This window comes from Pedobacter sp. MC2016-24, assembly GCF_015223055.1.
Lineage (GTDB): Bacteria > Bacteroidota > Bacteroidia > Sphingobacteriales > Sphingobacteriaceae > Pedobacter.
Window position 1 is genome coordinate 498,544 of the sequence record NZ_JADFBX010000003.1, and the last position, 18,321, is coordinate 516,864.

The 18,321-nt window shown below is 40.6% G+C and carries 15 protein-coding genes and 2 tRNA genes; 9 read left to right on the top strand and 8 right to left on the bottom strand.

Annotation, left to right across the window (positions count from 1 at the left end; all coding sequences use genetic code 11):
* Positions 1–19: 19 nt before the first annotated feature.
* On the top strand, positions 20–1,249 hold the full coding sequence (odhB, locus tag IM797_RS10405; RefSeq protein WP_194127045.1) for a 2-oxoglutarate dehydrogenase complex dihydrolipoyllysine-residue succinyltransferase: 1,230 nt from the start codon (positions 20–22) through the stop codon (positions 1,247–1,249).
* Between the two features lie 100 nt (positions 1,250–1,349).
* Positions 1,350–2,060 (top strand): DUF2490 domain-containing protein, encoded by a 711-nt coding sequence (locus IM797_RS10410; RefSeq protein WP_228098792.1) that lies wholly within the window; start codon positions 1,350–1,352, stop codon positions 2,058–2,060.
* On the opposite strand, the gene IM797_RS10415 is transcribed toward IM797_RS10410, so the two are convergent.
* Complete coding sequence (locus IM797_RS10415; RefSeq protein ID WP_194127046.1) at positions 2,057–3,715, bottom strand: M1 family metallopeptidase; 1,659 nt, start codon at positions 3,713–3,715, stop codon at positions 2,057–2,059. The two genes, IM797_RS10410 and IM797_RS10415, sit on opposite strands and share 4 nt — an antisense overlap.
* A gap of 1 nt (position 3,716) precedes the next feature.
* On the bottom strand, positions 3,717–5,594 hold the full coding sequence (locus tag IM797_RS10420) for a CocE/NonD family hydrolase (protein ID WP_194127047.1): 1,878 nt from the start codon (positions 5,592–5,594) through the stop codon (positions 3,717–3,719).
* 146 nt (positions 5,595–5,740) lie between these two features.
* Here IM797_RS10420 and lpdA point away from each other — a divergent pair, with 146 nt between their 5' ends.
* A complete protein-coding gene (gene lpdA, locus IM797_RS10425) occupies positions 5,741–7,144 on the top strand; it encodes a dihydrolipoyl dehydrogenase (protein WP_194127048.1) in 1,404 nt (467 codons plus the stop codon).
* 72 nt (positions 7,145–7,216) lie between these two features.
* On the opposite strand, the gene IM797_RS10430 is transcribed toward lpdA, so the two are convergent.
* The 5 genes from IM797_RS10430 to IM797_RS10450 form a co-directional block, all read right to left on the bottom strand.
* Positions 7,217–10,411 (bottom strand): efflux RND transporter permease subunit, encoded by a 3,195-nt coding sequence (locus IM797_RS10430; protein WP_194127049.1) that lies wholly within the window; start codon positions 10,409–10,411, stop codon positions 7,217–7,219.
* A gap of 6 nt (positions 10,412–10,417) precedes the next feature.
* Positions 10,418–11,485, bottom strand: coding sequence for an efflux RND transporter periplasmic adaptor subunit (locus tag IM797_RS10435; protein WP_194127050.1), 1,068 nt, complete (start codon positions 11,483–11,485; stop codon positions 10,418–10,420).
* Positions 11,485–12,825 carry a TolC family protein gene (locus tag IM797_RS10440; RefSeq protein WP_194127051.1) on the bottom strand — a complete coding sequence of 447 codons (1,341 nt, stop codon included), beginning with the start codon at positions 12,823–12,825 and terminating at the stop codon, positions 11,485–11,487. The genes IM797_RS10435 and IM797_RS10440 overlap by 1 nt, the downstream gene beginning before the upstream one ends.
* Positions 12,826–12,831: 6 nt before the next feature.
* The gene (locus tag IM797_RS10445) at positions 12,832–13,443 is read right to left on the bottom strand and encodes a TetR/AcrR family transcriptional regulator (protein ID WP_194127052.1); all 612 of its coding nucleotides are present in this window, start codon (positions 13,441–13,443) and stop codon (positions 12,832–12,834) included.
* A gap of 102 nt (positions 13,444–13,545) precedes the next feature.
* Entirely contained in the window at positions 13,546–14,169 is a 624-nt protein-coding gene (locus IM797_RS10450; protein WP_194127053.1) for a TetR/AcrR family transcriptional regulator, read from the bottom strand.
* Positions 14,170–14,321: 152 nt separating this feature from the next.
* Between IM797_RS10450 and murB the strand changes: the two genes are divergently transcribed.
* From murB to IM797_RS10465, 3 genes are all read left to right on the top strand, one after another.
* Complete coding sequence (gene murB / locus IM797_RS10455; protein WP_194127054.1) at positions 14,322–15,341, top strand: UDP-N-acetylmuramate dehydrogenase; 1,020 nt, start codon at positions 14,322–14,324, stop codon at positions 15,339–15,341.
* A 168-nt stretch (positions 15,342–15,509) separates the two neighbouring features.
* Entirely contained in the window at positions 15,510–16,040 is a 531-nt protein-coding gene (locus tag IM797_RS10460) for an RNA polymerase sigma factor (RefSeq protein ID WP_194127055.1), read from the top strand.
* 94 nt (positions 16,041–16,134) lie between these two features.
* A complete protein-coding gene (locus IM797_RS10465) occupies positions 16,135–16,371 on the top strand; it encodes a cytochrome b5 domain-containing protein (protein ID WP_194127149.1) in 237 nt (78 codons plus the stop codon).
* A gap of 78 nt (positions 16,372–16,449) precedes the next feature.
* Here the strand turns inward: IM797_RS10465 and IM797_RS10470 are convergent, their stop codons facing one another.
* Positions 16,450–17,370, bottom strand: coding sequence for a PfkB family carbohydrate kinase (locus IM797_RS10470; RefSeq protein ID WP_194127056.1), 921 nt, complete (start codon positions 17,368–17,370; stop codon positions 16,450–16,452).
* Positions 17,371–17,511: 141 nt separating this feature from the next.
* Here IM797_RS10470 and IM797_RS10475 point away from each other — a divergent pair.
* The 3 genes from IM797_RS10475 to IM797_RS10485 all read left to right on the top strand — a co-directional run bounded on the left by IM797_RS10475 (position 17,512) and on the right by IM797_RS10485 (position 18,282).
* Positions 17,512–17,585: transfer RNA gene (locus tag IM797_RS10475), tRNA-Asn, on the top strand.
* 112 nt (positions 17,586–17,697) lie between these two features.
* Positions 17,698–17,771 (top strand) — tRNA-Asn (locus tag IM797_RS10480).
* A 142-nt stretch (positions 17,772–17,913) separates the two neighbouring features.
* Positions 17,914–18,282: a hypothetical protein gene (locus tag IM797_RS10485; protein WP_194127057.1), complete on the top strand. Its 369-nt coding sequence runs from the start codon at positions 17,914–17,916 to the stop codon at positions 18,280–18,282.
* Positions 18,283–18,321 lie beyond the last annotated feature (39 nt).

Below are 18,321 nucleotides of genomic sequence, written 5' to 3' on the forward strand. Positions count from 1 at the left end.
AAAAAATAATACATCAGTTATGAGTATAGAAATAAAAGTTCCGCCAGTTGGCGAGTCGATAACAGAAGTTGTTTTATCCCGTTGGGTGAAAAACGATGGTGATGCAGTAGAAATGGATGAGGTAATTGCGGAATTAGAATCTGACAAGGCTACCTTTGAGTTAACTGCGGAACAAGCCGGAACTTTAAAAACAGTAGCGGCTGAAGGTGATACTTTGGCTATAGGCGCTGTAGTTTGTAAAATTGAAGATGGTGGCGCTGCACCTAAAGCAGCTGCTCCGGCTCCTGCTGAGCAAGCTCCTGCAGTTGCAGAAAAAGCGGCTGTCTCTCCGGTGGCAGAAAAGTCTGGGGATAGCTATGCAACAGGCACACCTTCGCCTGCTGCAGGTAAAATTCTTGCTGAAAAAGGTGTAGACGCTGCTGCTGTAAAAGGTACTGGTGTTGATGGCCGTATTACCAAGGAAGATGCAATAAAAGCGGAGAAAGCACAGCCTGCTTCAGCTGCTCCTGCTAAAGCAGCGGCGGCAGCTCCGGCACCGGTTGCTGGTGCGAGAGAAGAGCGTAGGGTGAAAATGTCGCCATTGCGCAAAACTGTTGCTAAACGTTTGGTTGCAGTTAAAAATGAAACGGCAATGTTGACAACTTTTAACGAGGTTAACATGAAGCCGATCATGGATTTACGTGGTAAATACAAAGATCAGTTTAAAGAAAAGCATGGTGTAGGTTTAGGGTTCATGAGTTTCTTTACCAAAGCGGTATGTGAAGCAATGAAAGATTTTCCTGCAGTAAATGCACGTATTGAAGGTGATGAATTGGTATACAATGAATTTGTAGACATTTCCATCGCTGTTTCTGCACCAAAAGGACTGGTAGTACCAATCATTAGAAATGCAGAAAGCCTGAGTCTTGCCCAAATTGAAAAGTCAGTAATTGAACTGGCTACAAAAGCGAGAGACAGCAAATTGACAATTGATGAGATGACTGGTGGTACCTTTACCATTACGAATGGTGGTGTTTTTGGTTCAATGATGTCTACACCGATCATCAATGCGCCACAATCGGCTATTTTGGGTATGCACAATATCATTGAGCGTCCGATTGCTGAAAAAGGAGAGGTTGTGATCCGCCCGATGATGTACCTGGCGTTATCTTATGATCACCGTATCATTGATGGCAGGGAGTCAGTAGGGTTCCTTGTTCGCGTGAAACAATTGTTGGAAGATCCTGCAAGATTACTTTTAGGTGTATAATAGATTGTAAAAATTTAATATAAAAAAGGCTTCGGAATTGATTCGAAGCCTTTTTTTATACCAATTCTTGTATTTTAGCGATTTAGACGAACCGACTGATATGCGCATGAAACAATTTGGCTTTACTTTAGCACTTTTTCTTTTTTTAGGCTCACAGGCCTTTTCTCAAACCACGCAGCAGACTTCTGGCTGGCTTTTTTTGCTGAACAGTACTAAATTTAGTGACAAGTGGGGGATGCATCTGGATGTACAACTGAGATCGCATGACGATCTGGATGGTGTAAAAAACTTTTTATTCAGACCTGGAGTAACGTATTACATCAACAAAAACAGCAATGCGACACTGGGCTATTTGCTGGCGAGTACTTTTCATAAGGTCGAAGGTGCAGCGGATCGCCATACCGCAGAGCATCGCATCTGGGAGCAATACATCATTACACATAAAATTAAAACGTTGAATCTGCAACATCGATTCAGATTGGAGCAGCGCTTTATTGATGCCGGTGCTGAGGATATTTTTGCCCAGCGGCTGCGTTATTTTATAAGAGGCGTGTTGCCTTTGGGCGAAGCTCAGGAAACCTTTACCAAAGGTGCATTTGTGGCCTTGCAAAATGAATTGTTTTTCAATATACAAAACAGATCAAAGCTAAACGATCACTTTTTTGATCAGAATAGGGCCTATGCTGCTCTAGGTTATCGCTTTAGCAAAAAAGTGGATGTTGAAGCAGGATACATGAACCAGATGATTAAAGGTGCCAGCAACAATACGATGAATAATATTGTTCAGCTGGCGCTTTATACCCGTTTTTAATCGGCTTGTTTTACATTGATGTAAAAATTAGGATCTGTTTGAAACATTTTGTTGCTGATGTTTTTTGCAATTTTTATCGTTTGCCAGTTTGCAGAAGGATAAATTAATGTATAACTATTTGCGCTTAATGTAACTTTAACGGGCATGTCAAAATTCTTGACATCAGCTATCCAACGGTATTTAAGCAGTCCATTGTTGATTTGATATTCAAAAGTTGGGATCTGGGTATGACGTAGGTACTGATCAAATATTTTATCCAGTTTAAGGCCGCTTTCTCTGCTCATATAGTTTTCCACCTGGGCTGTGGTTACAGTCTGGTGATAAAAGGTCTGATTTAAGCCTCTTAATATCATCCTGAACTTATTGTCGTCATGAATCAATTGTCTGATCAGGTGTACCAGATTTGCACCTTTATAATACATGTCGCCCGATCCTTCCTGATTTACGCCATATGGGCCAATGATTGGAATGTCATTTTTAATGTTGTGCCGGATGCCAGTTACATAAGCTGTAGCGGCCTCTTTTCCGTATTGACTTTCGGTAAATAGCGCCTCAGAATAATTGGTGAAAGCTTCATGAACCCACATGTCCGCCACATCTTTGGTGGTGATGTTGTTACCAAACCATTCGTGACCACTCTCATGTACGGTGATGAAGTCGAATTTGAGTCCCCAGCCAGATCCGGAAAGGTCGCTGCCAGCATAACCCATTTTGAACCCATTTCCATAAGCTACAGCACTTTGGTGTTCCATGCCTAGAAAAGGAGCCTGGACAAGTTTATAACCATCTTTGTAAAAAGGATAAGGGCCAAACCAGTACTCAAAAGATTTTAGCATGCGTTTAACATCGGCATCCCAGTGTGGGCGGGCTTTGGTGCTGTCTGTTTTGAGCGACCAGTAGTCGAGGCTCAATTTGCCTTTTTCTCCGACGTAGGTATCCGACCAGTGGGCATATTTTCCGATGTACAAAGCTACATTGTAATTGTTAATGGGATTGCTTACAAACCAGTTGGATTGCCGGTATCCACCTGGTTTGTCTATAGTGCTTCTCAAGCGGCCATTGGATATGCTTTGAAGCGCTTTTGGTGCGGTTATACTGATCAGCATACTGTCAACTTCATCGCTTTGGTGATCTTTATTGGGCCACCAGCTGCTGGCACCAAATCCCTGGCAGGCGACAGATACCCAGGGGTTTCCAGACTTGTCTTTGGTGAAAATAAAGCCACCATCCCATGGTGGGTTTTTGGCGATTACCGGATTGCCGGAGTAGTATACGGTAAACTGGTCTTTAGTGCCTTTCTGTATTTCTTTAGGAAAGGTGACAAATACAGCATTAAATTCAACGCTGAATGGCAGTGAGGTATTTTGGTAAATGATTTTTTCGACCTTTAAATTATTGAACAGGTCAAATTGAAGTTTGCTGAAGTTTCGGGTGGCTGTAAATTTGAACTCATTGCTGCCTTTGATAAACTTTTGGTCAATATCAACCTGGATATCCAGGTGGTAATAATTGATGTCGTAACAAGTTCTGAGCGGACTTAAGGTGCCGCGTAATGTATCTGCCCGGCTGAATTTTTGTTTGCCCTGCATCAATTGTGCATTGGCCGTTTGTATGGCTAACAGCGCGGCCAGGAGGCCTATCCATAAAGATCTCATGTTAGGGCTTTAAAACATTAATGAGGATTGCCGAAGCATTGTTTACATCGTGGAAAATTCGGTGCGTCGCCTTTTTGAAGTCTGAAGGCTCAGCCTGGTAAATGTCCATAAACTGTTGCGGATTCCGATCTGCCAGGGGGAACCAGGAATTTTGGACCTGTATCATGATGCGGTGTCCTTTTTTGAAGGTATGTGCTACATCAGGAAGTGTGTAGTTTACTTTGGTGACCATTCCGGGAACAAAAGGTTCAGGGTTTTCAAAGCTATTGCGGTATTTGCCACGCATAATTTCTCCGCGAACCAGCATTTGGTAACCACCCATAATCAGATTTTTAGGATTAGGAACAGGCGCCGGCTCATCTTCGGGGTATACATCAATCAGCTTAACTACATAATCAGCATCGGTTCCGCTTGTGGAAACAACGAGGTTAGCGAGTACGGGACCGGTGAGTGTCATGTCTGCTGTGAGTGCCTCGGTCTGGTATACCTTTACATCCGGTCTGCGGGATGCAAAACGCTGGTCATCGATCATATATTCACGTGTTCTGCGTGCTTGTATGCCGTCCTGATAAGGAACCGGACTGTTCGGGTCACTGACATATTCATCCCAGCTATCCGTGCGTTGTATTTTGTCAAAGCTCAGTTTTCCCTGAGGTTGCAGATACAAGGTTTTTTGCTCAGTTTCTTTTGGGGGCCAGGTACTGAATTTTTTCCATTCGTTACTACCGGTAACAAAGATATTGGCTTCAGCAGGATTAAAGCTGCCTTCACCTTTCAGGTGATATTTGAAGAATGGAAGTTCGAAGTGTTCCTGATAATAAGTGCTGGTTGGCTGGCCGAAACTGATGTCGCCAAAACTGCTGCCGGAGCTACGTACCCAGCCGCCATGAAACCAGGGGCCTGCTACCAGAATGTTGTTGGCGCCTGGATTTTGTTTTTCTATAGATTGGTAGGTGGCAAAGGTACCATAGGCATCTTCTGCGTCAAAGAAACCACCAACAACCATTACAGCAGGCCTTACCTGAGTTAAATGTTGTTGAATATTTCTGGCTTTCCAAAAGGTGTCGAGGTTAGGATGTTCGAATAGATTGTTCCAGAAGCGGATGCTGTCGCCAAAATATTTTTCTTTCAGGTTTTTAACTGAACCTGACTCCAGGAAGAAACGATAGTTGTCCTGAATGGGGAATTTGAAAGCTTTAGGTCCTTTGTCCGGGGTAATGGGTTTAGGTCTGGGTACGCCGAAGGTGCTCATGAAACTAAACACATCAGCTAAAAATAAAGTGCCATTGTGGTGAAAGTCGTCGCCAATAAACCAATCGGTCACAGGAGCCTGGGGAGATACTGCCTTTAATGCAGGATGTGCACCGGGTAGGGAAGTGGTGGAATAAAAACCGGGGTAAGAAATGCCGTAGATACCGGCTTTACCATTGTTGTTTTTGATGTTTTTAACCAACCACTCAATGGTATCATAAGTATCTGAACTCTCATCAATGTCTTTTTTACTTTTCTTACTGGTAATTTGTGGCCGGATGTCTTCAAAGTTACCTTCGCTCATCCATTTTCCCCGTACATCCTGGTAAACGAAGATAAATCCCTCACGCATTTCTGCAGGAAAATTACCCAGACTGGTTTTATAATTGGATTCGCCATAGGGGGAAACGGTATATGGAGTACGATTGATCAGGAAAGGATATTTTTTCTGACTGTCTTTTGGAATATAGATCGCAGTAAATAGTTTGATGCCATCACGCATGGGAATCAGCCGTTCAATTTTGGTGTAATTGTCACGTACGTATGCCGAATCTGTTTGTTGTGCAAAAGCGGCAGAACTTGCAAAGAGGCAGATCAGGGCCAGGCGCAGAAGTTTTATGGAATTCATAATAAGCTGGTCAGTTTTTTTATGGATAAATATAGGAAATTGATTGCTGAAACAGATTTGTAGCCTGCTAAAATTGAGTAAAGAAATTGGAATTAAGCCGATTATTAGGATAAGGTTTGTTAACTTTGCACAAAAAAATCCTTAATATGCAATACGATGTAGTTGTAATTGGCTCGGGCCCGGGCGGTTATGTTGGAGCAATCAGATGCGCTCAGTTAGGCTTAAAAACAGCAGTGATAGAAAAGTATAAAACGTTTGGAGGAACCTGTTTAAACGTGGGATGTATTCCTTCAAAAGCACTTTTAGATTCCTCTGAGCACTTTCATAATGCTGCACATACTTTCCAGACGCATGGGATCAACCTGAAAGATCTGAAAGTTGATATGCCGCAAATGATTGCACGCAAAAATGACGTTGTCGCTCAAAACACAGCCGGAATTCAGTACTTGTTTAAAAAGAATAAGATTGACTCCTTTGAAGGTGTTGGATCTTTTGTAGATAAAAACACCATCAAAATTACTAAAGATGGTAAAGAAGAAACCATTACTGCAAAAAATGTAATCATCGCTTCGGGATCAAAACCGACTGCTTTGCCATTTTTGCCTATTGATAAAAAGAGAATCATCACTTCGACTGAGGCTTTGAATATTACAGAAGTGCCAAAACAAATGATTGTGATTGGTGGCGGAGTAATTGGTCTGGAGCTTGGTTCAGTATATGCACGTTTGGGTACTAAAGTATCTGTTGTTGAGTTTATGCCGTCGATTATTGGTACAATGGATGCTGGTTTGGGTAAAGAACTGCAACGTGTGTTGAAAAAATCTTTGGGTATGGAATTCTTCATGGGCCACAAGGTAACAGGTGCAGTAACTAAAGGTAAAAAAGTAACGGTAAGTGCAACCAATGCCAAAGGTGAAGAAGTTTCTCTGGAAGCCGATTACTGTATTGTTGCAGTTGGACGTACAGCATATACTGAAGGCTTAGGTTTGGAAAACATTGGCATCAAGACAGAAGAACGTGGAAATAAAATTCCTGTAAACGATCATTTGGAAACCAGCGTTCCTGGTGTGTATGCGATTGGTGATGTCATCAAAGGTGCAATGCTTGCACACAAGGCGGAAGATGAAGGTGTATATGTTGCAGAACGTATTGCCGGTCAAAAACCGCACATCAATTATAACCTGATTCCGGGTGTCGTGTATACCTGGCCGGAAGTTGCTTCTGTAGGATTTACTGAAGAGCAGCTGAAAGAAAAAGGTGTTCAGTATAAAGCTGGATCTTTCCCATTCAAAGCGAGTGGAAGGGCTAAGGCAAGTATGGATACAGACGGTTTTGTGAAAGTATTGGCTGATGCTCAGACTGACGAAATTTTAGGCGTACATATGATTGGCCCACGTGCAGCTGATATGATTGCAGAAGCGGTGGTTGCTATGGAATTCCGTGCATCTGCGGAAGACATTGCCAGAATATGTCATGCACACCCGACTTATACAGAAGCATTGAAAGAAGCAGCTATGGCTGCTACAGAAAACAGAGCGATACATATTTAGTACGTTCTTGAGCTCCAACAAAAAAGCCCGTCTCATTTGAGACGGGCTTTTTTGTTGATTTGCTTTTAAATATTAATGGCTTTCATCAAGATCATATTCTAAAACATCTTTATGGTCATATGGTTCTTCCAGTAACTCATCGATTGTTTTACCTTTTTTGTTGAAGCCTAACTTATCTAAGATGATGTCAAAGATCAGGTAAACAACCGGTACAACGATCAGTGTTAAAAATAATGAACTGGTCAATCCACCCACAATAACCCAGGCCAGACCGTTTTTCCATTCGGCGCCGGCACCACTTGCCAGGGCAATTGGAAGCATACCAAAGATCATGGCGATCGTAGTCATCAAAATCGGGCGTAAACGCGCGTGGTTTGCTAAGATCAAGGCTTCAGTTGTTGATTTTCCTTCTGCTTTCATGTGGTTGGTAAAATCGACCAGGATAATCGCATTCTTGGCCACCAAACCCATTAGCATAATAAATCCTAAAATGGTAAAGATACCGATGGAGTTGTTGGTTAATGCCAGCGCTAAGAAGGCACCAATCAATGCCAGCGGCAGTGAGAACATTACCACAAATGGATACACAAAACTATCATATAAGGCCACCATAATCAGGTAAACCAGGATGATCGATGCCAATAGGGCGATACCTAGCGTACCAAAACCTTCACTTTGGTTTTCCTGATCCCCGGCCCAGGTATAACTTACCCCAACAGGAGTTTTTAGTTTACCATTTTTTTGCAGCTCTTCCAGCTTCTTTTGGAAATCTGCTACGACGGTTCCTGTTGGTCTACCGATCGATTGTGCTTTAACAGATACTGAGGTCGATTTATTTAAACGTTCCAGCTGACTTGGTCCGGAGCCTTCAGTAATGGCTGCAAATTGTGACAATTTAATTTGTTCCTGCTTATCATTGATAAAGATCAGGTTACGTACGTCATCTACATTTTTCCTGTTGAAATCCTGGTACTGGATATTGATGTCATATTCGTATTCCCCTTTTCTGTATTTACCATCCGTGTTCCCGGCAAAAGCGGTTTGCATGGTAGAACCTACGGTGGACAGGGTTAAGCCAAGGGCTGCCATTTTATCGCGGTCTACCTGAACATTGATCTCTGGTGTTCCTTTTTCTACAGATAATTTAATCTCGGTAGCACCTGGGATAGATGCCAATACTTTCTGTGCACCCTCTGCATATTTCAATGCGCTATCCAGGTCTGAGCCCATGACAACCAATTGTATTGGTGCATTTTCTGCAATACCCAAAATACTGATCGGTACAGTTTTTACTTTTGCACCTACCAGCTCTTTGGACAGGGCGCGGCTCATTTTGGTTGCGAAAATATCTGAGGAGACACCTTCACGTTCCTTTCGGTCGACCAGTTTTACGTTAATCTCAGATTTATAGGCTGTAGCCTGAGTTCCACCGAAATCTCCACTGGCTTGTCCAACTGTGGTGATCAACTGGGTAATTTCAGGTTGCTTGTCTAAGAATGCTTCAGCACGTTGTGTGTAAAAATTGGTTTGTGCTAAAGGGGCATCTTTTGGCAATTCAATTTGAATTAAAAACTCTCCTTTATCCGATTTAGGGAAAAACTCTGATCCGATAAATCCGGCTCCTGCAAGCCACATGGCCGCTACAAACAACACTACAACTGCTGCAATGGTACGTCTTTTATGATTTAACGACCAGGTTAAGATTTTGGTAACCCACAGTGTGAATTTTCTCAATTGCTTTTCAAACCATAGGATAAAGCGTCCGAAGATATTTTTGCCTTCAATGTGTTCCAATTTACCAAACCTGGAAAAAAGTAGCGGTACAATGGTAAATGAAGCCAATAATGAAAGCATGGTTGCGATGATTACCACCACGCAGAACTGTCTCAAAATGTTAGACACCAGGCCTGTACTTACTGCGATAGGGAAGAACACCACCACAATTACCAGGGTAATGGATACAACGGTAAAGCCAATTTCCCTGGTCGCATCAGATGCTGCTCTCACTTTATTTTTACCCATCTCCATGTGTCGCTGTATGTTTTCCAGTACCACAATCGCATCATCCACAAGGATACCTACCACAAGTGATAAACCCAATAAAGACATTAAGTTCAGGGTAAAGCCAAATAAGCTGATACCAATAAACGTAGCAATCAATGATGCTGGAATAGATACCATGACAATTAATGCATTCCTTAAACTGTGCAGGAAGAATAGCATTACAAATGCCACCAATACTACGGCAAGCATTAAATCGTGGATAACCGCATCTGCCGATTCCAATGTAAAGATGGAACTGTCGTTTACGATTTTAATATCCAGATTGTTGGCTGCATATTCTGTTTTAAGTTTTTCAATGATTTTATGAACACCTTTACTTACTTCTACCGCGTTCGCATCACTTTGTTTAATGATCTGAATGGCGATTGCGCCTTTTCTGTCGATACGTGCTAATTTTTCGGTTTCTTTCTGAGAATCCTGAACATCGGCTACATCACGCAAACGGATTTGTGCACCTGCTTTTGAGGTTATTAAAACAAGGTTCCTCAATTCGTCAAGGTTTCTGTATTTACCGGATAAACGAATTAAAACGTCCTGATTTTCTGTTTTAACGCTTCCGGTAGGGAAATCGAGATTGGAACTTAAGATCATCTGCTGTACCTGAGGTACAGAAAGATTATATCCCTGTAATTTATTGGCATCCAGAGAAACCTGGATTTCTCTTTCAGAACCACCGATCAGGTTCACTTGTGCGATACCACTTACCCTTGAAATTACCGGGGCAATCCGCTGATCAATCAAATCGTAAAAAGTAACATCATCCATTTTTGCCGAGGCGGACATGGTGATTACCGGTAAGTCATCCAGGGAGAATTTACTCAATGAAGGTGTTTTAACATCCTCCGGTAACTCTGAAAGGATGGCATTTACCTTACGTTGCGCATCATTTAACGAGATGTCAATATTCGCTTTATCCGTTAAGGTAATGGTTACTGTAGATAAGCTCTCAAATGAAACCGCATTAATTTTCTTGATGTTTTCCATGGAAGACACCGCATCCTCAATTTTCTTGGTTACGGTGTTCTCTACCTCGGCTGGTGAAGCACCGGGATAGATGGTTGAAATAGATACTACGTTGTTTGAGAATTTTGGCAATAACTCATAACCCAACGAAAAGTAACTCAATAGCCCCAGTAAGGTCAGTGCGGTAAACACCACAATTACCAAAGAGGGCCGTTTTATAGATATGTCTGTTATCTTCATTTTTCTTTATTTTACAATGCTAACGGCAGTGCCTTCAGCGAGGTTAATCTGTCCACTTGTAATTACAGTTTCTCCTTCTTTTAATCCGTCAAGAATTTCAACTGAGTCTCCTAAAATACGACCTGCAATTACCTTGCGTAGCTTAGAAGTGTTGTTTGCAGGATCTAAAACAAATACCTGGTTGCTACTTACACTCCCAACAAAAGAGGTACGTGGAACTAAAATGCTTGGCGCTTGTTTAGGGAAGTTGAATACTGCTGTTCCATACATACCTGCTTTAAGCCCATTTTTAGCGTTATTGTCTACTTCAATCTCAATAGGAAAGTTTAAACTTGCGTCAGCTTTAGCTGCAATAAAGGTTACTTTTCCGTTAAATGTTTCTGTAGGGAAAACAGATGATTTAATCTGTAACTTGTCACCTACTTTAAGGTTAGCCACCTGTGATTCGTTTACGTTTACTTTTAGTTTCAACTTGGATACGTCTACGATTTCGAACATATCTGTTCCCTGGGTGTTCACAAAAGCACCAACTTCAATGAACTTTTTATTGATAATTCCGTTAATCGGAGCTTTGATGTTGGCATCACTTAATTTTCTTTGTGAAGCCTGCAGACGTAATTTTGCGTTTTGCGTTGCCAGTTTGGCCTGATCCAATTGTTGTTGGGTCACACCACCGGTTTTGAATGAACTGGCATATCTTGCTTCATCCCTCAATGCATTCTGATAATTTGCTTCTGCGGTTTCTCTGTCCGTATTGATGATTTCTGCATCAATACGCGCCAAAACTTGTCCTTTGGTTACGCGGTCGCCTTCTTCTACCAGAATTTTGCTTACCCGACCAGCATTTTCTGATTTATAAGTCAATTCTTGTTTAGGGATAAAGTTACCATTGGTACTGAAATCAAGGTCAACTACTTTTTTCTCTACTGTTGCAACACGAACTGCAACAGCACCACCGCCTTCTGCGATAAACGCAGTTTTTGCTTCATTTTTCTTCTTGTTGTTGCTTAGCACGTAAGCGATTCCCGCCAGGGCAAGTATGATTACTAAGGCTATAATTATTCCTCTTTTCATTATAATAGTGATTTTATATTTCCGTTTGATTTGATTAATTGAATTTCGGCAATTTTATAATTTAATAGTGCCTGGTTATAGCTGTTTTGCGCTTCTGTCAATGCAGTTTCTGTATCCAGTAAGTCTGTTAAGCTTGCTAAACCGTTGTTGTAATTATTTTGTGTGCTGTTGTAGATCTCCTCAGCCAGTTGTGCATTTTGCTTTTGGGAGGTGATTGTATTTAAGCTGTTTTTTAATTGGATTTTAGCGTTCTCGTAAGCCATGTTTAAAGAGTTTGTAGATTCTCTTCTGTCTTCATTTGCCTTTTTGATGTTAACATCGGCCTGACGGATTTTTGAACGGGTTAAAAAACCATTAAAGATGGGTACTTTTAGGGTCAAGCCAATGGCGGATGCACCGTAACCAATAGATGCAGCGTTAGAGCTTAGGAAATCGAATCCTCCACTCTGACTCGAATAGGTGTAATTTCCGGTTAAGGCCAGGCTTGGGTAATATTCAGCAACATACGCTTTGCGTTGCAAGGCCAACAACTTGTCCTGACTGTTCAAAATCTTAATCTCCGTTCTACTGTCCAAGGCGATGGTATCTGCTAGGGCCGGTAACCTGGTAACTTCTGTCAGCTCTGTTTTTGGTAAATCAATGGCCGTACTTACTGGCATGCCCATTGCAAATTTTAACTGGTTTTCTAATTGGGTAATGGCATTTGAAGTTTGCTCGCGTTGTGTCAATAAATTGGTGAGTTTCACTTTGATCCGGTCTACATCAATTTTTTTAGCCAATCCATTTTCATACTGATTGGAGATGATCTTTTCAGTCACCTTTACATTTTTGATGTTGTTGTCTACCACATTTAATTGTTGCCTGTTTACCAATACCTGGTAATAGTTGTTGGCAACCAATTCTATGATTTGCTCTTCAGTTAGTTGAGCGGTAAGATTATAATATTCTTCACTGGATCTGGCTGCTTGTAAACCAGTAAATACCTGCTGATTGAATAATTGCTGTGAAAGTTGAACACCAGCAGATGAATTCCAGTTTTGACCCAACTGGATAGACTGGGTCTGACCTCCGAAATTTGCGACCAATTGGCCAATAATCGGATTATAGGTCAAACCTGCATTGCCAGTAAGTTGAGGTAATGCCTGGGCTCTTACCTCTTGTGTTTTATATTTTCCGCCATCAATATCCAGCCTGGCCTTACGCACTTTCGTGCTATTTTGCACGGCATAGTTCAAAGCCTCCTTCAAGGTAAGCGTTTGCTGAGCGCCAACAGTATTGGATAATAGTAATCCCAGCAGGAGCAGCGGAATTGTTCTTATCTGTTTAATTAAAGTATTCATATATAGTTATTGTTGTTTTAGTCCTCTAATAAATATGGTGGATAAGCTGAGTTGTCTCTCCAATATGTTTTTCATTTCTTTCTTACTTGGGAAAAGTTCCTTATTGCCATGCATGATACACAGGGAGGTAATTCCGGCCAGGCTATCCAGATACAGTTCCGTAATTTTTACGACTTCCATTGGCGCGATTTCGTTCCGTTGGATTGCTCTCTCAAATATCTCTGCATGGATCGTGATATTTTTATCCTTCATTTTCATGAAATGAGCTTTTAGCTCATCAGAGTTCAGTGAGGAATCCGGACTGCCGCTTGACAAATGAAGCATGTAATACTTTTGAAAAAACTTATGCCTGATTTCTACAAAATTCGCCATGCAGGTTTCCAAAGGCATTTGGTTAAACTGATCTTTAGCTATGGCATCAAAATAATCATTGAATATTTTATCAATCACACCTAGAATCAGGCTATTCTTATCCGGAAAATAATAATACAAAGAGGGTTTGGATACGGAAAGGTCTTCTGCAATCTCATTCATCGTGGTTTTGTTGATTCCAAAATGCATAAAACGCTTGATCGCCCCCTCTATAATCGCATCTCTTTTTTTATCTGTTTCTATCATTCTACTTTTCTACTTTCTGACTTTTTTATTTACAAGGTCAAAAATACTGCCATATTCCGGCAATAAGAATTTTACATAAGAATTCTAGTTAAACTTACAATTTTATGACAATTGTTCTGGTTTTTTTGTTTTTAATCCTGATAAGAAGATCTCAGCAAAGGTTTTTTCTTTGAGAAAGATCTTTTTAAACTGCTCTTTTCCAGGGAAAATATTTTTGTCTTTGGACATGATGTTGAAATGAATTCCCGAAAGGGCATCGATGAATATCTCTGTGGCAAGCTTGCTGTCTTCCATTTCAAACTCTCCGCTGGTTACTCCGCGACTAAATAGTGAGCCAATAATGATGGTCTCGAAAGCCCTGGCTTTACTGAATTTTTTGTAGAGGTCATCTGGCAATTCATTGCCTATAATCTGACTGGATTCTAATAAATTGTAATACTTCTGAATGAAGGCCTGCCTTTTTTGTAGCAGTTTAAAGATGCCCTCAGTGGATGAGCTGGTTTTTTCAATAGACTTAACCAGATCACGGCTAATGATTTGCATCAAATATTCAATGGCACTGACGTACAGACTCAGCTTGTCGGGGAAATAATAATAAAGCAGGGCTTTTGAAAAGGAGATGTCTTTTGCGATTTCTGTCATGGTAGTTTTTGACAATCCGTAATGCGCAAATCTCTTGAGTGCCGCTTCAATAATTAAGACCTTTTTTTTATCCTGATTTTCCATACTATATTTCTGTTCTCCCGCTACTAAATAAATTGCTTAATATGGTTTAACAATTGAGCCGAAAAATAGTCAAAATTTTAAATATTATTTTTAACATATTTATTACAACTCGGATCAATTACCTTTGTAGCTACAATTAATCCATATCATTTATGACAGCAGTTCTGCAGGAACATACTTCTTTGAAGCCCTTTAATACTTTTGGTATACCTGTTTATGCACATTTTTTTGCCGAAATTTTTTCAGAAAGAGATTTGGGTGCCATACTTCAGGATGCCAGCGCTAAAGCACAACCGCTATTGGTTTTGGGCGGTGGCAGCAATGTGCTTTTTACTAAAGATTTTGAAGGTTTGGTGCTTAAAATTAGCATTCCTGGTATTTCGGCGGAACAGCAAGGAACACGCGTATTGGTAACAGCAGGTGCAGGGGTAGTCTGGAATGACCTGGTGATGTATTGTGTTCAGCAGGGTTTTGCTGGTGTAGAGAATCTGAGTTTAATTCCTGGTACGGTAGGCGCTTCACCGATTCAGAACATTGGTGCTTATGGTGTAGAGTTGAAAGATGTTTTTCACAGCTGTCGTGCTTATGAAATTGCTACCGGAGAAATGAGAACCTTTGCTTATGCGGATTGTAAATTTGGATATCGGGATAGTGTTTTTAAAAATGAGTTGAAAGGCAAATATATCATTACTGAAGTAAGGTTTGATTTGAGTACTGAAGCTAATGCCAATATCCAGTATGGGGCCATTCAATCTGAATTGGCAAATCGTGGAATTGCGCAGCCAACAATTGCAGATATTTCGAATGTGGTGTCATCCATCAGGGTGAGTAAATTGCCTGACCCCTCAACAATAGGTAATGCCGGGAGCTTTTTTAAAAACCCGGTTGTGGATAGAGAAAAGTTTGAGGCTGTATCCGCTAAATTTCCGGAACTGGTTTATTATGAGGTTCCTGGTAATCAGGTTAAGCTTGCTGCAGGCTGGTTGATTGAACAGTGCGGATTCAAGGGGAAGGTAGTGGGGCAGACTGGTACCTGGAAAAATCAGGCCCTGGTATTGGTTAATCATGGTGGTGCTACAGGACAAGAGGTGTATAGTTTTTCAGAAGATATTATTCAAGCTGTGCGTGCCAAATTTGACGTTATTTTAGAAAGAGAAGTAAATTTGTTATGACATAAGGTTCTTTAATCCCCTCAGACTGAAAAATTAATTTCTTAACATGGAATCCAATTTTTTGGTACATAACTTGTATAGAGTTTAGTGTGTAAGATTAAACAAATTGTTGAGCGCCACTCTGATAGCTTTTTGTTTGCTTTTTTTAACCCTAAAACTTAAAACATTATGACAAAAAATGAGTTCAACCTTCAGCTGCACGACCACTCGGTATCTTTACAGTCATTCGCTTTAAATTTTACCAAAGACATTGAAGATGCAAACGATCTGGTGCAGGACACGATGTTAAAGGCTGTTACCTATTATGGTAAGTTTAAAGAAGGTACCAATTTAAAAGGATGGTTATTTACCATCATGAAAAATACATTTATCAACAATTACAGACGTCTGGTAAAAACGAATGCGCTGATTACCAAATCTGAAGATATTTCCTCAGCAAATCTTCATTATAGTGCATCGGAGAATACCAGTGGCAGTAAATTCATTATAGGAGATATCAATAAAGCTTTATCTACTTTGCAGCCAGAATATTATGTGCCTTTTATCAAATATTTTGAGGGTTACAAATATCATGAAATAGCTGAAATGCTTGAAATTCCAATAGGTACAGTAAAAACGAGGATCCACGTTGCACGCCAGATTCTTAAAAAATACTTGAAAACTTATTCTAAAGATATTTTGGGTACAGAGGTCATGTAAACCATCTATTCCGAGAGAGAGGCGCCTTAGGGCGCCTTTTTTGTTGCACAGCAGAATTAAAGTCCTAATTTTGGGGACAATTAAAGATGATGTGATGAGCAGCCTGACGACTTATACCAAGCAACAGCTGGCCCTACGCAATGGCCAGGATAAACCTCAGATTTGGGTAGCGTATAAAGGTTTGATCTATGAAGTGACGGAAAGCCGTTTGTGGCGTAATGGAAAACATTATGAACACTGGGCTGGACAAGATCTGACGGAAGAACTGGCTGATGCACCGCATACGGAGACCGTTTTTGAGAAATTTACAGTAATAGGTGTATTGATATAAAAGAATTGCTGATGCGAAATACGAAGCCATCTCAGCCAATGCTGGATGACATCGTATTCGTAAAATAACGCCTTAAAATTAAGCCTCGATGGTAAACGAGCTTAAATTAACAAATTCCTGTACCCTGGCCGAAACTTCTTCGGTTGTGAGGTTTAAGATTTTTTCAGTTCCAAATTTTTCAACACAAAATGAAGCTAATGCTGATCCGAAAATGATTGCGTTTTTCATGTTGGTGAAATTGACTGTTCCTACTTTGGCCATATAACCAATAAAACCACCTGCAAAAGTGTCACCAGCGCCTGTTGGATCAAAAACTTCTGCTAAAGGTAAAGCAGGGGCAGAGAATATTTTATCTTCATGAAACAACAAGGCGCCGTGTTCGCCTTTTTTGATGATCAGGTATTTCGGACCCATTGCCAGAATTTTCTTTGCAGCTTTTACCAATGAATATTCGCCCGATAGTTGACGTGCTTCTTCATCATTTATGGTTAGTACATCGATCATCTTTATGGTTTCCAATAGATCAGGCATCATGATGTCCATCCAAAAGTTCATGGTATCTAAAACAATCAGTTTTGGCCTTTTGTGAAGCCTGTTAATTACCGTTTGCTGAACAATTGGCGTCAGGTTACCCAACATCAGGAATTCGCAGTCCTGATAACTTTCCGGAATGATCGGGTCGAAATCAGCCAACACATTCAGCTCGGTAACCAATGTATCCCTGCTGTTCATATCGTTGTGGTATTTTCCAGACCAGAAAAATGATTTTTCTCCGGCTTTGATTTGCAAACCTTCAGTATCAATTCCATGTGCGTTAAAAGTGTCAATGTCTTCTTTATGGAAGTCATCACCTACAACTCCAACGATTTTTACCTTATCGTAAAAGTAAGAAGCAGCCAAACTTGCGTATGTCGCGGCTCCGCCAACGATCTTATCTGTTTTTCCGAAAGGTGTTTCAATAGCGTCAAAAGCTACAGTTCCTATGATTATCAGGCTCATATGATTTATTTGAATATTTTTTTAATTTTTTTCACTGCAAATATTGCATAAATAAATTAAAAGCCCTAATATTGCATTCCCAAAACGAACAAGACTTTATGTTCTTTAAGAGTTCAAAAAGTGCGTTTTGGTAGCGAGTACTCCTTCTTAGCTCAGCTGGTTAGAGCATCTGACTGTTAATCAGAGGGTCGCTGGTTCGAGCCCAGCAGAGGGAGCAGAGTAACAAAAAGCCTTTCAGTCTATGCTGAAAGGCTTTACTATTAAAGTAGAGGGTGTTGCCCTTTATTTTACGCTAAATTTAAAAAGCGATATTTTTTAAACCAGCACTCCTTCTTAGCTCAGCTGGTTAGAGCATCTGACTGTTAATCAGAGGGTCGCTGGTTCGAGCCCAGCAGAGGGAGCAAAGATTTTCAAGTCTGAAAATCATGTGAAAACCCCATCTTAGTTAATAAGATGGGGTTTTTTATTCCTGTATTTTTTGATGGAGGATTAAAGTAAAAGGCAAGGTTATTGCTGATGTAAATCAAATCAATCTATCAGGCAATGACACATACGACAATTAATATCTTATTCTACATTTCTTTAATTGTTATTCTTCCTATTGGGGCTTATTTGATGTTTCTTTGGGGAAGAAAAATTTCAAAACCCATCGCCAAAGGCATCGAAAGAAGTAAACACGTCAGTGTGAATGGTATCGCCTTTAAATCATTTGTGTATATGATCCCTGCAATTATTGGTTTTTTCATCTTCGCAATACCAGTGATCTACTTTTCCAGTCTGATGAAAAAGGAAGATTATTGCATCGAAGTCATCAGGTTTAATCATCTGAAAAAAACAGATCCGATTTTACAGGAACGGTGCAGCTGTCTTGATCATGATGAATTGTTTGAGAAGGCAGCAAAATCACAGTAGTGTCGTTGGCAATAGGCAAAGTAGATTTAATACTTTGTT